Source organism: Haloarcula quadrata, assembly GCF_003634715.1.
GTDB classification, from domain to species: Archaea; Halobacteriota; Halobacteria; order Halobacteriales; family Haloarculaceae; genus Haloarcula; species Haloarcula marismortui.
The window spans coordinates 903,998-917,015 of record NZ_RBWW01000001.1; the positions used below are offsets into that span (position 1 = coordinate 903,998).

The 13,018-nt window shown below is 63.4% G+C and carries 16 protein-coding genes; 6 read left to right on the forward strand and 10 right to left on the reverse strand.

Annotated elements, in window-relative coordinates; translation table 11 throughout:
- Positions 1-67 precede the first annotated feature (67 nt).
- On the forward strand, positions 68-703 hold the full coding sequence (thiE, locus tag BDK61_RS04735) for a thiamine phosphate synthase (RefSeq protein WP_121302440.1): 636 nt from the start codon (positions 68-70) through the stop codon (positions 701-703).
- 92 nt (positions 704-795) lie between these two features.
- Here thiE and BDK61_RS04740 read toward each other — a convergent pair whose 3' ends face one another.
- Positions 796-1,095, reverse strand: coding sequence for a hypothetical protein (locus tag BDK61_RS04740; RefSeq protein WP_121302441.1), 300 nt, complete (start codon positions 1,093-1,095; stop codon positions 796-798).
- Between the two features lie 77 nt (positions 1,096-1,172).
- Entirely contained in the window at positions 1,173-1,427 is a 255-nt protein-coding gene (locus tag BDK61_RS04745) for a glutaredoxin family protein (protein WP_004958572.1), read from the reverse strand.
- Between the two features lie 84 nt (positions 1,428-1,511).
- On the opposite strand from BDK61_RS04745, the gene BDK61_RS04750 reads away from it, so the two are divergent.
- Both BDK61_RS04750 and BDK61_RS04755 read left to right on the forward strand, forming a co-directional pair.
- Positions 1,512-2,453 (forward strand): oxidoreductase, encoded by a 942-nt coding sequence (locus BDK61_RS04750; RefSeq protein WP_004958569.1) that lies wholly within the window; start codon positions 1,512-1,514, stop codon positions 2,451-2,453.
- 83 nt (positions 2,454-2,536) lie between these two features.
- Complete coding sequence (locus tag BDK61_RS04755; RefSeq protein WP_121302442.1) at positions 2,537-3,613, forward strand: hemolysin family protein; 1,077 nt, start codon at positions 2,537-2,539, stop codon at positions 3,611-3,613.
- Between the two features lie 44 nt (positions 3,614-3,657).
- Here BDK61_RS04755 and BDK61_RS04760 read toward each other — a convergent pair whose 3' ends face one another.
- Both BDK61_RS04760 and BDK61_RS04765 read right to left on the reverse strand, forming a co-directional pair.
- Complete coding sequence (locus BDK61_RS04760) at positions 3,658-3,960, reverse strand: cupin domain-containing protein (RefSeq protein ID WP_004958563.1); 303 nt, start codon at positions 3,958-3,960, stop codon at positions 3,658-3,660.
- A 56-nt stretch (positions 3,961-4,016) separates the two neighbouring features.
- The gene (locus BDK61_RS04765) at positions 4,017-5,249 is read right to left on the reverse strand and encodes a hypothetical protein (RefSeq protein WP_121302443.1); all 1,233 of its coding nucleotides are present in this window, start codon (positions 5,247-5,249) and stop codon (positions 4,017-4,019) included.
- Positions 5,250-5,401: 152 nt separating this feature from the next.
- Between BDK61_RS04765 and BDK61_RS04770 the strand changes: the two genes are divergently transcribed.
- Positions 5,402-5,581, forward strand: coding sequence for a ribbon-helix-helix protein, CopG family (locus tag BDK61_RS04770; RefSeq protein ID WP_004958557.1), 180 nt, complete (start codon positions 5,402-5,404; stop codon positions 5,579-5,581).
- A 28-nt stretch (positions 5,582-5,609) separates the two neighbouring features.
- On the opposite strand, the gene BDK61_RS04775 is transcribed toward BDK61_RS04770, so the two are convergent.
- The 3 genes from BDK61_RS04775 to BDK61_RS04785 all read right to left on the reverse strand — a co-directional run bounded on the left by BDK61_RS04775 (position 5,610) and on the right by BDK61_RS04785 (position 8,718).
- Positions 5,610-6,845 carry an MBL fold metallo-hydrolase gene (locus BDK61_RS04775; RefSeq protein ID WP_121302444.1) on the reverse strand — a complete coding sequence of 412 codons (1,236 nt, stop codon included), beginning with the start codon at positions 6,843-6,845 and terminating at the stop codon, positions 5,610-5,612.
- A 408-nt stretch (positions 6,846-7,253) separates the two neighbouring features.
- Positions 7,254-7,559: a hypothetical protein gene (locus BDK61_RS04780; protein ID WP_121302445.1), complete on the reverse strand. Its 306-nt coding sequence runs from the start codon at positions 7,557-7,559 to the stop codon at positions 7,254-7,256.
- Between the two features lie 295 nt (positions 7,560-7,854).
- A complete protein-coding gene (locus BDK61_RS04785; RefSeq protein WP_121302446.1) occupies positions 7,855-8,718 on the reverse strand; it encodes a sulfurtransferase in 864 nt (287 codons plus the stop codon).
- 264 nt (positions 8,719-8,982) lie between these two features.
- Between BDK61_RS04785 and BDK61_RS04790 the strand changes: the two genes are divergently transcribed.
- On the forward strand, positions 8,983-9,777 hold the full coding sequence (locus BDK61_RS04790; protein WP_049919108.1) for a sulfurtransferase: 795 nt from the start codon (positions 8,983-8,985) through the stop codon (positions 9,775-9,777).
- Between the two features lie 31 nt (positions 9,778-9,808).
- Here BDK61_RS04790 and BDK61_RS04795 read toward each other — a convergent pair whose 3' ends face one another.
- The 3 genes from BDK61_RS04795 to BDK61_RS04805 all read right to left on the reverse strand — a co-directional run bounded on the left by BDK61_RS04795 (position 9,809) and on the right by BDK61_RS04805 (position 12,521).
- Positions 9,809-10,813 carry an AI-2E family transporter gene (locus tag BDK61_RS04795; RefSeq protein ID WP_004958520.1) on the reverse strand — a complete coding sequence of 335 codons (1,005 nt, stop codon included), beginning with the start codon at positions 10,811-10,813 and terminating at the stop codon, positions 9,809-9,811.
- Positions 10,814-10,877: 64 nt separating this feature from the next.
- Positions 10,878-11,960: a geranylgeranyl reductase family protein gene (locus BDK61_RS04800; RefSeq protein ID WP_121302447.1), complete on the reverse strand. Its 1,083-nt coding sequence runs from the start codon at positions 11,958-11,960 to the stop codon at positions 10,878-10,880.
- An 81-nt stretch (positions 11,961-12,041) separates the two neighbouring features.
- Positions 12,042-12,521: a DUF5518 domain-containing protein gene (locus BDK61_RS04805; RefSeq protein WP_121302448.1), complete on the reverse strand. Its 480-nt coding sequence runs from the start codon at positions 12,519-12,521 to the stop codon at positions 12,042-12,044.
- Positions 12,522-12,589: 68 nt separating this feature from the next.
- On the opposite strand from BDK61_RS04805, the gene BDK61_RS04810 reads away from it, so the two are divergent.
- On the forward strand, positions 12,590-12,976 hold the full coding sequence (locus BDK61_RS04810) for a hypothetical protein (protein ID WP_004958512.1): 387 nt from the start codon (positions 12,590-12,592) through the stop codon (positions 12,974-12,976).
- Positions 12,977-13,018: the final 42 nt, after the last annotated feature.

A 13,018-nucleotide genomic window follows, 5' to 3' on the forward strand; every position in this document is an offset into this window, starting at 1 on the left:
CGGTTCTCATCTTAGCTAAAGACGGATGACGCACAGCACACAAGGGCCATCGGTTCCGACACTTGCTATGGTCGACTGGGACGTGTATCTCGTCACGCAGGCGTCGCTCTCGGCGGGCCGGACAACCGATGAAATCGTCGCGGAGGCGATCGAGGGCGGCGTCGGCGTCGTCCAGCTCCGTGAGAAGAACCGGACCGCACGCGAACGCTACGAACTCGGGCAGAAACTGCGAGAACTGACCCGCGAGGCCGGCGTCACGTTCGTCGTTAACGACCGTATCGACCTCGCACAGGCCATCGACGCCGACGGAGTTCACCTCGGCGACGACGACCTCCCTGTTTCTGTTGCCCGGGATATCCTCGGTGACGATGCGGTCATCGGGCGCTCGGTCTCGACCGTCGAAGACGCCCGGGAAGCGGCGACGGCTGGTGCAGACTACCTTGGTGTCGGCGCGGTGTTTGCCACTGGCTCGAAAGACGACATCGACGATGAGGAGTACGCTGTTGGCACCGACCGCGTCGCCGCAATTGCCGAGGCAGTGGACATCCCCTTTGTCGGCATCGGTGGCATCACGGCCGAGAACGCCACTGCGGTCGTTGACGCCGGGGCTGACGGTGTAGCTGTTATCACCGAGATTACGAAGGCCGACGACCCGGCGGCGGCGGCTGAAGCGTTACACAGTGCCGTCGAGCAAGGACGATAGCACCGGCCAGCCCGTGGTAGCCGTCGGGCAGGGGCGATAGCACTGGTCTACCCGTGGTCGCCGTCGAGACGGCCCGGGTCTGCGAGTGGTGCTCAGATACCGAGGAAGCCGGGCACGACGAGGGCTGCAACGACGATACAGAAAAACACGAGAGTCGCGATCGAGCGCAAGACGCCGGCCAACTGCCGCCTGTGCTTTGGCAACGCCTCAGCAATGCCCGCTAATCCGGTTCCGACGACCATAGCGAGTAACCAGGTGGCCGCGGCAGAACCGTCGGTACTCCACGCGGACACGTAGAGACCGGCGAAGACAAGCGAACCAGCGAAGTGGATGAGTGCAATCCGTGGCCCGGACGGTTCGCTGAACACGGTGTTGCTGATACTGGAGGGCATCAGCGACGAAACGTATCCCAGAATTAATAAATTGCGGTGGGAGCCGCGACGGACGGCCTGTCGGGAGCCCGAGGCCGCTACGCCGACTGCTGCAGTTTTTCGCGCAACTGTCGCTCGGTGACGTGATACTTGAACGCCGGCGACCCGTCGACGAAGACGTAGGGCACGCGTTCGCCGTATTCCTCGCGGAGGTCAGGGTCCTCGTCGACGTCAACGAGGTCCAGTTCGATGGCGGCCCCCTCGTCGTCGGCGACCCGCTCGATTGTCTCGATGGCCTCCTCACAGAGATGGCAGTCCTCGCGCGTGTAGACGGTGATCGACACGTCGCTCATCACTGGAACACGGGGGCGACGGCATAAGACTCTCACTCTCTCGCCGGCGATGGGTTTCAGTGTCTCGCGCCCGTATCTGCGTCAATGACAGGCTGGACTATCGAAGATATGCCCCCGCTGAGGGACCAAACTGTGGTCGTGACTGGTGCGAACAGCGGGCTGGGACTCGAAGGCTCGAAGGCGTTCGCTCGCAGAGGTGCGACGGTAGTGATGGCCTGCCGGAGCGTCGAACGCGGTGAGTCGGCCGCCAAAGAGATTCGCGATGCCGTTCCGAACGCGACGCTCGATGTTCGAGAGTGTGATCTGGCCGACCTGTCGAACGTCGCGTCGTTCGCCGACGGCCTCCGGGCCGACTACGACGCTGTCGACATCCTCTGTAACAACGCCGGTGTCATGGCGATTCCGCGGAGCGAGACAGCCGACGGCTTCGAGACGCAGTTCGGTGTCAACCATCTGGGCCACTTCGCCCTGACCGGGCACCTGCTCGACCTGCTTGGAGCCGCTGACAGCGAATCCCGAATCGTCACGCAGTCCAGCGGCGCGCACGAGATGGGCGAAATCGACTTTGATGACCTCCAGCGTGAGCGCTCCTACGGGAAGTGGTCAGCCTACGGTCAGAGCAAGCTCGCAAACCTCCTCTTTGCCTACGAACTCCAGCGACGGCTGGGCAACCACGGCTGGGACGACGTGCTAAGTGTCGCCTGCCATCCTGGGTACGCTGACACCGACCTCCAGTTCCGCGGGCCACGGGAGATGGGGTCGACGCTGCGAACCGCGGCCATGGGCGTTGCCAACGCCGTCTTCGCCCAATCAGCCGAACAGGGCGCGCTGCCGATGCTGTACGCCGCCACCGCCGAGGATGTCATCGGCGGCGAGTACGTCGGTCCCGGCGGGCTGTTCGACATGCGCGGCTCGCCCGAGTTCCAGCAGTCCAACGATGCGTCACAGGACGAGGAAACCGCCGAGCAGCTCTGGGCGGTCTCAACCGACCTCACCGGCGTGGAATACGATTTCGAGCGTACTTGAGGACGGTTGACGGTGCTGCCGCGACGCGAGCGGGACCGGCAATCCCCACTTTTTCCCCGCCAGACCGTGAACCCCGCCGGCACATGCAACCAGTCGAAGTCACAGTCAGGCTGTTTGCAGGACTCGCCCTGATCCTCGCCAACGGCTTCTTCGTCGCCATCGAGTTCGCACTGACGCGAGCCAGACAGTACTCCGAATCGGAGTTCGACGAACCCGGTCTCCGGCGTGCCTGGGAGATGACTGACGATCTGGAGATCTATCTCACCAGTTGTCAGGTCGGCATCACCGCCTCCAGCATCGCCGTCGGTATCATCGCCGAACCGGCGCTTGCGGCCATCTTCGAGCCCTATTTCGAGTCGTCGGTTCTGGCCGGCGTCGGTGTCGGCGGTGCTATTGCGTTCCTCCTCATCAACCTCGTCCATCTCACCCACGGCGAGCAGACGCCAACCTATCTCGGTGTCGAGCGCGCAAAGTTCGTCTGTCGGTACGGCGCGACGCCGCTGTACTACTTTGCGTGGCTCATCTCGCCGATTATCGCCGTCGGTGACGGCGTTGCCAAGTGGACGCTCGGGCTGTTCGGTGTCGAAATGTCCGGCGCGTGGCTCGAAGCAGAAGTCGATAGCATCGAGTCCCGGGGCGAGCTGCGAAACGAACTCGGCTCCGTTCTGGACCGCGGCGACGTATCCGACGAGCGCCGCGAGGAGGTCCTCTCCGCGTTCCGCGTCGGCGACCGCGAAGTCAACGAGGTGATGGTCCCGCGGGAAGACATCGTTGCGCTGTCGCCTACCGACGACGATGCGACCAACGCCGAGCGGATCGCCGAAACGCCACACACCCGCTACCCACTCGTCGGTGAGGCGCTCGAAGAGTTCCTCGGCATCGTCTACATCCCTGCGCTCGTCGACGAGCGCGAGGAGCAGGCCGGCAACGGCGGCCTGCTTGACCGTATCGACCTCGAAGCCGTCGCCTCACCGCCGATGACGATGTCGCCGGACACAACCGTCAGCGACGCTATCGACCAGTTCCAGGCCGAGCGTCAGGAACTCGCATTCGTCCTTGAGGACGGCGACGTTGTCGGGCTGGTGACGGTCACGGACCTGCTCGAAGAGGTCGTCGGCGACATTCAGGACCCGATGGACGCCGAAGCTGGCGTTGACTGACGCTGAACGCATTTTCGGGTCGACGACAGCGAAACCTGAGGCGGCTATCGCGGCGGCGTGTAGAAGTTGACCGTCTCTAGGGGCTCGGGTCCGTCGTTTTCGATGCCGTGGCGTTCGCCGGCCTCGATGCGAATGAGGTCGCCGGCGTCAACGTGGTGGGTATCACCGTCGACAGTGACGGTGCCGGTACCGCTGACTACGAACAGCCACTGGTCGCTGTCAGCGTGGTAGTTCTCCGGCCCACCCACGGACCGGCCTGGCTCGATAGTCATCTCCGCAGCCTGTGCCTCCGCAGTCTCCATGGCGACTTCGAAGTAGCGGTCGAACCCGAGATGCGCCTGCTCCATACGTTTCGGTCCGTCTGTACGGTAGAATCGCTTTCGGGAGAGCGCACAGCAGGGACTCACTCACTGCTGGTGAGCCGCCCGACCCGCCCGCTGAGCCGGGCTGCGAGCCCCTCGAAATGGGCGGTGCTCCAGCCCGCGACGATGAGTGCGCCAATCGTATTGAACACGAGGTCGTTCACGATGTCGCTCGTTCCGTACTGGGCGAGGACCGCTTCGCCGCCGACCATCGACGCAATGCCACCGCTGGCGAACTCAAGGATCTCCCAGCCGACACCCACAGCGAGAACGAACAGGACGACGAAGGTCGCACGAAACTCCCTGTTGAAATCAACCGCCCCGGAGTGGCGTTCGACTGCCCGTGCGATCGCGTATCCCACGCCGGCCACGAGCGATGCCGAGACGGCGTGGGTCAGACTGTCGTACCAGCCAAACGCTCCGTACAGTTCGAACGCGCCGGCCGCGTGCAGCGTTGACGCCACCGTGATCCACAGCACAAGACCAGTGTTCATCCCGTAGCCGTACTCCCGGCGGAACAGCGCTGGCAGGAACGTTATCGCCAGCGGGCCGCCGCTGTTGACGAACAGCGTCACATTGCCCTGCGCAAGTGCGAATGCAGATAGTACACCGAGGACAGCCTGTAGCGCACGGGCAGCGATGCGATGGTGCGTGCCGTTTCCAGGAAGGGACGCGTCCGGCTGGTCAAACTCCGAGGCGTCAGCTCCTGAGACGCGCAGTCGGGCGATGCGGGTCGAGCGCTCGAAGTACAGTTCAAACACGACCCCAGCGACGAGACCGGCGGCTGCCGCAGTGACGAGATCCCACATCAGCTCTGTCTGTCCATCGAGAAACGCGGTCCCCAGTAGCGTGTCGGCCGCATAGATACCGACCGCCCAGACGCCCGCGACGGCCATCGTCACGATGACGACGAACACCGTCGCGAACCGCGGCGTCATCGTCAGTGAGGTGCACGCATCAAGGACGACGGCCAGCAACAGTGCGACCCCGGCGATCACGAGAAACGGAGTGACCTGCGGGAAACCGCCAACCGCCCGGACGAGTACTGGAACCGCGACCAGTCCGAGTAACTCCGCGGGCACCGTCGTTTCGAGGTCCCGCGTGGCAAACGGAACCGTGACCGCAATAGCGACGAGGAGTGCCGTGAGCACTGCCCAATCGAAGTGGCCACCGGCCGCGAACCGTCCGACGCCCCCGATGAGAATTCCCGTTACCGCCCACGCGCCGAGCGCGTCGAGCCGGTGGGGACCGATAAGAGACTGTAGCGAACCCATCACTGCCGTGGATACAACACGAGTCGTAATCAAAGCACGGCGGTTCCTGCAACCCTTCTGGAATTTTTCGTCGTCGCGGCCTCTGTCACACGACTGACCGACGGCTGTCTGACGAGGATATATTTCGCTGGCGGTCAAACTCCCCGTAATCAATGGACGAAGCGTTTCTGGACCTCGAATCGGTTGCGGTCGAACTGGATGAGGAGTTGCTCGACGCGATTGATGACAAGGCGTTCGCCGACCATCGCGACAACCGGGACGCTGCGGTCCGCGACCTGCTTGACGAATGGCTGAAACAGCGTGCTGCCGAGGATGCGGACGAGAGTATCTGAGCGGGACTGCGGTCGCATATACAACCGCCTACTGAATGGCGACGGTTGCGCCTAACTCGGGCGCTGTCGCGTCGTAGCCGTCCTCGCGGAGCGTGGTTGCAAAGGCCTCACAGCGGTCGCCGTGATTCACGAGTACCGGCGTGTCACGGTAGCTGTCGAGATACGCAAACAGCCCGTCTCGGTCGGCGTGTGCCGAAAAGTCGTACTGCTCGACCCGTGCGCTGACCGGCATAATCCGGCCGTCTATCTCGGCACTCCCCGTCTCTAGCAGGTCCCGTCCCGGCGTCCCCTCGACCTGATACCCGGTCATCGTGATCTTGTTCATCGGATTCCCGCGGATTTCCGGAATGTACGTCATCGCCGGGCCACCAGAGAGCATCCCGCTGGTAGTGACGATTGCCGCCTTCTGGTCGGTGATACGCTTGCGCTGACCGTCTTTGCCCGTGACGAACCGGGCGTGGGATTTCGCCCGCTGGAGCGCGTCCGCGTCGCGGACGAACTCGGGGTACTGCCCGAGCATCTCGGTCACCTGCTTCCCCATCCCGTCGACGTAACACGGGATGTCGTGTGCCTCGCAGACGAGCAGCATCTCCTGTGTTCGACCGATTGCGAAGGCGGGCACGACGACGGTCCCGCCCTCCCAGAGCGTCGTCTCGACGCTCTCGACGAACCGCCCCTCGACCGTTTCTCTGGGGTCGTGGTCGACATCGGAATAGGTGCTCTCACAGATGACCGCGTCCGCGTCCGGACGGGCCGTCGTCCCGGCCACGAGGCGCTGGTCGTCGGTGTGGAAATCGCCCGTGTACAGCAGTCTGGTGTCGCCATCGTCGACGAGCACGTGCGCGCTGCCCGGAATGTGGCCGGCGTTGTAGAAGGTGACCTCGTAGCCGGCGGCCTCGAACGACTCGCGGTAGCCGTGGGTCTTTGACACCTGTGTGACCCGTCTGACGTTGGTCTCGGTGAACGGGCAGTTGACCGTCCCGCCGTGGAGTTTGAGCGTGTCCCGCGCGAGCGTCATCGCCAGTTCGTACGTCGGCGGCGTCCAGTGAATCGGCGGCCGCGCGTCGCCCGACACCAGCGCCGGGATGGTCCCGACATGGTCGAGATGGCCGTGCGAAACGACGACGGCGTCCGGCGACGGCGTCTGCACCGGAAACTGTGGCGGTGAGTCGGTCAACATCCCGAAATCTAGCAGTAACGACTCGTCGATGAGGATGGCGCTCCGACCGATTTCACCCGCCCCGCCGAGAAACTGCACATCCATTATCGGGACAGAAGCGGCCCGTCCGTTTCCGTTCGTTGGTTCTGACCGGACCGTGCTGCCGACCGCTGGACAGACAGAATACGTTTGAACTGGAACACGACGATATGTGGGCGCTCAGTGGCTATGAATCGACAGGGGGCTGTTTTCGCTTCTGGTGTTGTGTGAAGATAACACGTCGACTGGGCAGTGTTATCACGCTAGCATAAACAATTATTATACTCGGGGTTCATTGTTCAGTTGTCATGGCGACACGCCAGCAATCCCCGACGACGTACCACACGTGCAGTTGCGGCGAGGAGTTCGACACGACGGAGGAACTCCTCGAACACGCACGAGAGGCACACGGGCTTAGCGTACACTGACTGGCGTTGCGCCGTTTTTCCACGCAAAAATACGGACAGCGACAGGTCAGGACGTCTTATCGATGTCCTGTCGCACGCTGAACCGCGCGTAGCCGCCGTGTGAGAGGTCAAGTGCACCCAGCCACCAGTTCCATCGCTCGGCGAGTTGATAGTCGTCAGGCGCGTCCGCGAGGTTGTCGACAACATCTTCAACGGTCAGTTCCGCCCCGAAGTCGGTCACGAACTGGTCCGACTCCGAGAGGTCCCGCGCCTGTCTGGCGACGACCGTGACGATATCCGGGTCGGCGTCGAAAGCGTCACGAAGTTCCTGTTCGAGTTCCGTTCGGTCCACACCCGGGTGTAGGATGCGCATCTGACTTGAATGTACGGTTGGGAACACCGCTGTATTTCGAGGTCGGCAGATGATTGTTCGGCGCGGGTGTCTGCCTCAGCGACGCTCTTGGTCTCGAGCAGTGCCACAAAAATCAGAAAGTAAGCCGTTGTCGCTTCGATTCGAGGCTTCGTACGCTGTCGCTTACTCAGCCTCGCCCTTCTCCGCGGGTCGGCTATGCCTCCCCGCTCCGATTCGAAGCGAACTCCTGCGCTTCGCCTGCTCGCGGGCACGGCCCGCTCACCCAACCGAGATTCTCCTAAAGTCGAATCTCGCGTCAGTCGTCCGCTTCGCCCTTCTCTATCGGCGCACCAACCAGATTGCCCCATTCGGTCCAGGAGCCGTCGTAGTTGATGGTGTCGTCGTAGCCCAGCAGTTCGTGCAGGGCGAACCAGGCGACGGAGGAGCGCTCACCGATGCGGCAGTAGGCAACTGTCGTGGAGTCGCCGTCGATGCCGTACTCGGCGTAGAGCTCTTCGAGTTCGTCGTAGTCCTTGAACGTCCCGTCGTCGTTGGTGACGGCCGCCCAGGAGATGTTCTGTGCGCCGGGCACGTGGCCGCCACGCTGTGCGGTCTCCTGCAGTCCAGGCGGTGCGAGGATTTCGCCGGAGAACTCTTCGGGCGAACGAACGTCGACGAGCGGCAGTTCACGCTCGATGGCGTTCTCGACGTCCTCTCGGTAGGCGCGGATGGACTCGCGCGGGCCGGCGGCTTCGTAGTCGACTTCGGAGAACTCGGGCACTTCGTCGGTGAGTTCGTAGTCGTTCTCGACCCAGTACTCGCGGCCGCCGTCGAGGAGCTTCACGTCGTCGTGGCCGTAGTACTTGAACTGCCAATATGTGTAGGCGGCGAACCAGTTGGAGTTGTCACCGTAGAGAACGACTGTCGAGTCCTCGCTGATGCCGTGGGCACCGAGCAGGTCCTCGAAGTCCTCCTTGTCGAGGATGTCTCGCGTGGTCTGGTCCTGAAGGTCCGTCTCCCAGTTGAAGCCGATCGCGCCGGGCGCGTGGCTCTCGTCGTACAGTTCCGTATCGACGTCCACCTCTACCAGTCGGTGGGCGGGGTCGTCGCTCTGGAACTCGTCCAGATGCTCGCTGACCCAGTCGGCCGAGACGAGCACGTCGTTAGCGTAGTCAGTCATAATGCATCGAAGCGTAAGTCTACCAGACATATATTACTACGACTTTCGGCATGTTCGGCCACTCATCCACCGTGCCGGCAGATATTGCTTCTACTGGGACATGTCGCTGTCCACTACTTTCGCCGCCCAGCAGGGAGGGGCCATGGCGTGCCATGTCCGGATGTGAGTCAGGCCACTCTCTCGCGAGAGGCGGCAGCATTTGCATCCACCTTCGACCGGCTGTGATGGGAGTTTTCAAGCGGACGGAGCGGTAACGCGTGGATGATGACTGATTTCGTCTCTGCGGAGTGGGTGTCGAGTCGGGGCGACGACCTCCGGGTGGTCGACGTGCGGGACGCGTGGGAGTACGATGGCCTCGGGCACCTCCCGGGCGCGTTGAACGTGCCTTTCGATTCATTCCGGGCGGACGAACACGGCGCGGAGTCGGACGCTGGCGACGGAATGCTCCCCGACGGAGGCGACTGGGCGCAGTTGCTTTCCGAGGCCGGCATTACGCCGGAGAGCGACATCGTCGCGTACGACGACCACCACGGCGTCTTCGCCGCGCGGTTTCTGGTCACTGCGGAACTGTTCGGCCACGACCCCGACCGGCTACATCTCCTCGACGGCGACTTCTCCAGTTGGCAACTCGAACGGGAGACGACGGGCGAGACGCCGACCGTCGAGCCAACTGACTACGAGGTGACGCGACCCGACTCGACGCCGCTGGTCGGCCCGGACGCAGTCGCTGACGCCGCGGACGACCCCGACGCGGTGCTGGTCGATACTCGCGAGGACGAGGAGTACGACGCGGGCCACATCCCGGGTGCGGTCCTGCTGGACTGGCGAGACCTCGTTGACAACGAGACTCGTGGACTGCTTCCGCAAGACGAGGCGCTGTCCGTTCTCGAAGCCGCCGGCATCGTCCCCGGCAAACGCGTCGTCCTCTACTGTAACACTGCCCGTCGCATTAGCCACACGTACGTCGTCCTCCGGCATCTCGGCTTCGAGCAGGTGGATTTCTACGAAGGGAGCCTCACCGAATGGGAGGCACAGGGGCGGCCGCTGGAGACGAACTGAGGCGTCGTCGCAACTGCTGGTGCGGTCAACATTACGTCAGCCGCTGCTGGTCCCCCTGTCGCTCGCTGGTCAGCAGCGACGACAGTTCGACCAGCAGCGCGATAACGACCGGCCCGGCGATAAAGCCGATGACGCCAAGTGTTAACACGCCGCCGGTGAACCCGACGAAGTAGAGACTGGCCGGGAGCCCGGTCGTGTAGCGGGCCAGTTTCGGCCTGATGACCGCGTCGGGGAGGAAGCCGACGAAGACGAGGCCGAATACGGTCACCAGTACCGCCCCGGTGATGTTGCCGTTGATGATATCTGCGACAGCGATGGTAAGGACGACCACGCTGGGGCCGATGACGGGAACGAACTGCAGGATGCCGGCGACGACCGCCAGCGCGAACGCGCCCTGATAGCCCAGCAGCCAGAACACGACCCACGCCACGACGAAGGTCCCGAACGCCGTCGCCGCCTGAAGAACGTAAATCGCGTACAGCGTCCCCCGGAGTCGCTGATGGAGTCGGTTGACGACCTCGTGATACGACGCCGGCACTGTCCGATAGACGGCCTTTTTTGGTGCCTGTGGCCGCCAGAGCATCGCGTAAACAAGAATCGAAAACAGCACGGCTTTCAGCGCCAGCACAGGCGATTCGGCAGCGAGGTCGACCGCGACGGCCGTGAGCGTCTCTCGGGCGGCTATCAGCGTCGGCGCAATCTCGACCGGGTAGCTAAACTCACCGACTTCGAGGGTCACCATCGGCGGGAGTTGCTGGAAGAAGGTAAACAGGTCACGACGGCGGAGATACAGCACGGCCCCGAGCGGGACGACGATGAGCGTGCCGCTGACAAAGGCGATACCCGTCGTCACAGCCGCTGACAGTCGCTTGTTGAGCCCGTGGCGTCCGAGCCACTCCGAAACGGGGAAGAGCACGTATGCGACCGTGATTGCGAAGAATATTGTCGAGAGCACTCGCGCGAGCAGGACCGTCGTCAGGCAGCCGGTAAGAACGAGCAGGCCCGCGAGGACGTAGGTTCGTCGGCGTGTTACCACGCCCGCCCTTTTCCAGCGGTCGGTAAAAACGTTACCTGCACACGATAGTTCGGTAACACGTCCGTCAGGACCGGGAGAACAGCGCTGCTAACTGCTCCCGGGAGAACAGCGTCGTCGGCCGGTCCATGTGGACGCCGATCTCGCCTTCGAAGGCTTTCATCCCGGCTTTCTGTATCGGCTCCGGCGCAGAGTAGCCGGCCCGAACCGCGTGGCCGAGGCGGATTTCCTGCCGGAGGTCGTCGCGCCACGCCCGCTCGTACTCGCCCAGTGTCGCCGGGTCCTCGGGGTCTATCTCTCGGGCTGCGTGGTCGGCGGCGGTCATGCCGTAGCGGATGCCGCCGCCGGTGAAGGGCTTGGTCTGGGCCGCGGCGTCACCGATGAGGAACGACCGTCGGCCGGTGACTCGCTTCGGCGGGCCAATCGGGATGAGTCCCGAACAGCGGTGGTCAGTTTCGACGCCGTAGCCGTCGACGAATTCCTCGAAACGGCCGCGGGCGTCATCGCCCGGCGGCACCGCCAGTCCGTACTCAACACCGGCCTCGCCCCGCGGGATGCGCCAGGCGAAAAAGCGCGGAACGGTGAGGTGCACGTCGACGAAATCGCCGTGGTCCACTTCATCGCTGAACCCGAGAACACCATGCAGCAGTTCGTCGGGCTCCGGGAGGTCGAGTTCCCGCCGGACGCGGCTCTTCGGGCCGTCACAGCCGGCAACCATCTTCGCTCGGTGTGTCTCGACGCCGTCGTCGCCGCGGACTTCAACGGTGACGCTGTCCCTGTCTTCGGTGACGCCGACGACGGAGTGTTCCTCACGAACGTCGGCACCGGCGTCGCGGGCTACTTCCGCGAGGTGCTTGTCCAGGCCGACGCGGTCGATGACGTTCGAGATGACCTCGTCCTTGTAGAAGGGATGGTCCTGACTTCTGGGACCGCCCGTGTGAAAGCGTGCGCCCGAAATCTCGTTCTGGAACAGTTCGTCGCGGGCGTCCTCGGTGAATTCCCAGATATCTGTGCTCACGTGGCCCGAGCAGGCCAGTGGTTTGCCGATCTCTCCCTGTTCGAACACCACCACGTCGAGCCCCCGACTCGCCGCCTGACGCGCGTACCGGGACCCAGCCGGACCCGCGCCGACCACCACAACATCGTACATACACGTTCTCTCGGTGTCACGAATCAAATAGCTTCTTGATTCATACAGACTGCTGTCCCTGTTTCCGGGACGACCGCCGGGTCAACTCCCCGCCGTGGGGACCCGCGGATGGCCCTGTCGCTCGGCCAGCCAGCCGCCGAAACGGCCGGCCAGGCCACCGACTGCCATCGGGAGGCCCAGCAGTAGCACACCAACAACGAGGGCGAGTCCGACGCCGACGACCCGGAACCAAAGCGGATTCGGAATCGTTGGGATAGCCACTAACAGCTCTTTCAGCGACCAGAGCGCTGGAACGCCGCCAATGAGTCCGGCTCTAATTCCGGCGGCAGTCCCGACCCCATCGTGACGTTTGACCAGATAGCCTGCGACGACGCCGCCGAGGAAAAGCCCCTGAAAGGTGATATTCGATGCTGACCGCAACACGTCCACGACCGTGAACGCTGCGGGGATGACGCCGCCAATAAGGGCGCATTTCCACGTTTTCGATAGCTCGAACTGGAGGGACATAGTTGGATGGTTGACCGCCGAAATGAAAAACCACACCCCTGACGACACAACCATTTGAAACCGACCGTCGCGTCACTACCCGAATCAGGGCGTATTTGTCGGTGTAGCCCCTGTCATGGCCTATGGCAGAGTATCAGCCCGGGGTGTGTAACATCGGAGCGAACCAGCGCCGCGCCCGCCGACTGTCGGCCATTGCTTCGTTTGCGGTCGCTGTCGGTCTCGCGCTCGCCGTCGCAGTGGGCGCGGTCCCCAACCTGTCGCTGTGGGCGACTATCCCCTTCATTTTCGGCGGGTACGTTGGCGCGTTTCAGGACTACTTCCGGTTCTGTGTCGCCTTCGGTGCGCTGGCCCGCTACGACCTCTCGGGGTCGGGCGGGGAACGCGGCAGTGTCGATACAAGTGAGGCCGTTCGCGCTGACCGGCGAAAAGCGGCGAAGATTCTCCTGTTTGCGGCCGCCGCGACGGTCGTGACGAGCGGCATCGGGTACGTGGTCGTCACCGCCCTGTAAGGACTGCTGTCTGCTGTGTGTTCTGCGCGTCTTCCGACCGAA

Bases quoted from the DNA above. Each gene is read 5' to 3' on its own strand.
- thiE (WP_121302440.1), top strand. From the start codon at position 68: ATGGTCGACTGGGACGTGTATCTCGTCACGCAGGCGTCGCTCTCGGCG.
- BDK61_RS04740 (WP_121302441.1), bottom strand. From the start codon at position 1,095: ATGCCCTCCAGTATCAGCAACACCGTGTTCAGCGAACCGTCCGGGCCA.
- BDK61_RS04745 (WP_004958572.1), bottom strand. From the start codon at position 1,427: ATGAGCGACGTGTCGATCACCGTCTACACGCGCGAGGACTGCCATCTC.
- BDK61_RS04750 (WP_004958569.1), top strand. From the start codon at position 1,512: ATGACAGGCTGGACTATCGAAGATATGCCCCCGCTGAGGGACCAAACT.
- BDK61_RS04755 (WP_121302442.1), top strand. From the start codon at position 2,537: ATGCAACCAGTCGAAGTCACAGTCAGGCTGTTTGCAGGACTCGCCCTG.
- BDK61_RS04760 (WP_004958563.1), bottom strand. From the start codon at position 3,960: ATGGAGCAGGCGCATCTCGGGTTCGACCGCTACTTCGAAGTCGCCATG.
- BDK61_RS04765 (WP_121302443.1), bottom strand. From the start codon at position 5,249: ATGGGTTCGCTACAGTCTCTTATCGGTCCCCACCGGCTCGACGCGCTC.
- BDK61_RS04770 (WP_004958557.1), top strand. From the start codon at position 5,402: ATGGACGAAGCGTTTCTGGACCTCGAATCGGTTGCGGTCGAACTGGAT.
- BDK61_RS04775 (WP_121302444.1), bottom strand. From the start codon at position 6,845: ATGGATGTGCAGTTTCTCGGCGGGGCGGGTGAAATCGGTCGGAGCGCC.
- BDK61_RS04780 (WP_121302445.1), bottom strand. From the start codon at position 7,559: ATGCGCATCCTACACCCGGGTGTGGACCGAACGGAACTCGAACAGGAA.
- BDK61_RS04785 (WP_121302446.1), bottom strand. From the start codon at position 8,718: ATGACTGACTACGCTAACGACGTGCTCGTCTCGGCCGACTGGGTCAGC.
- BDK61_RS04790 (WP_049919108.1), top strand. From the start codon at position 8,983: ATGACTGATTTCGTCTCTGCGGAGTGGGTGTCGAGTCGGGGCGACGAC.
- BDK61_RS04800 (WP_121302447.1), bottom strand. From the start codon at position 11,960: ATGTACGATGTTGTGGTGGTCGGCGCGGGTCCGGCTGGGTCCCGGTAC.
- BDK61_RS04805 (WP_121302448.1), bottom strand. From the start codon at position 12,521: ATGGTTGTGTCGTCAGGGGTGTGGTTTTTCATTTCGGCGGTCAACCAT.
- BDK61_RS04810 (WP_004958512.1), top strand. From the start codon at position 12,590: ATGGCAGAGTATCAGCCCGGGGTGTGTAACATCGGAGCGAACCAGCGC.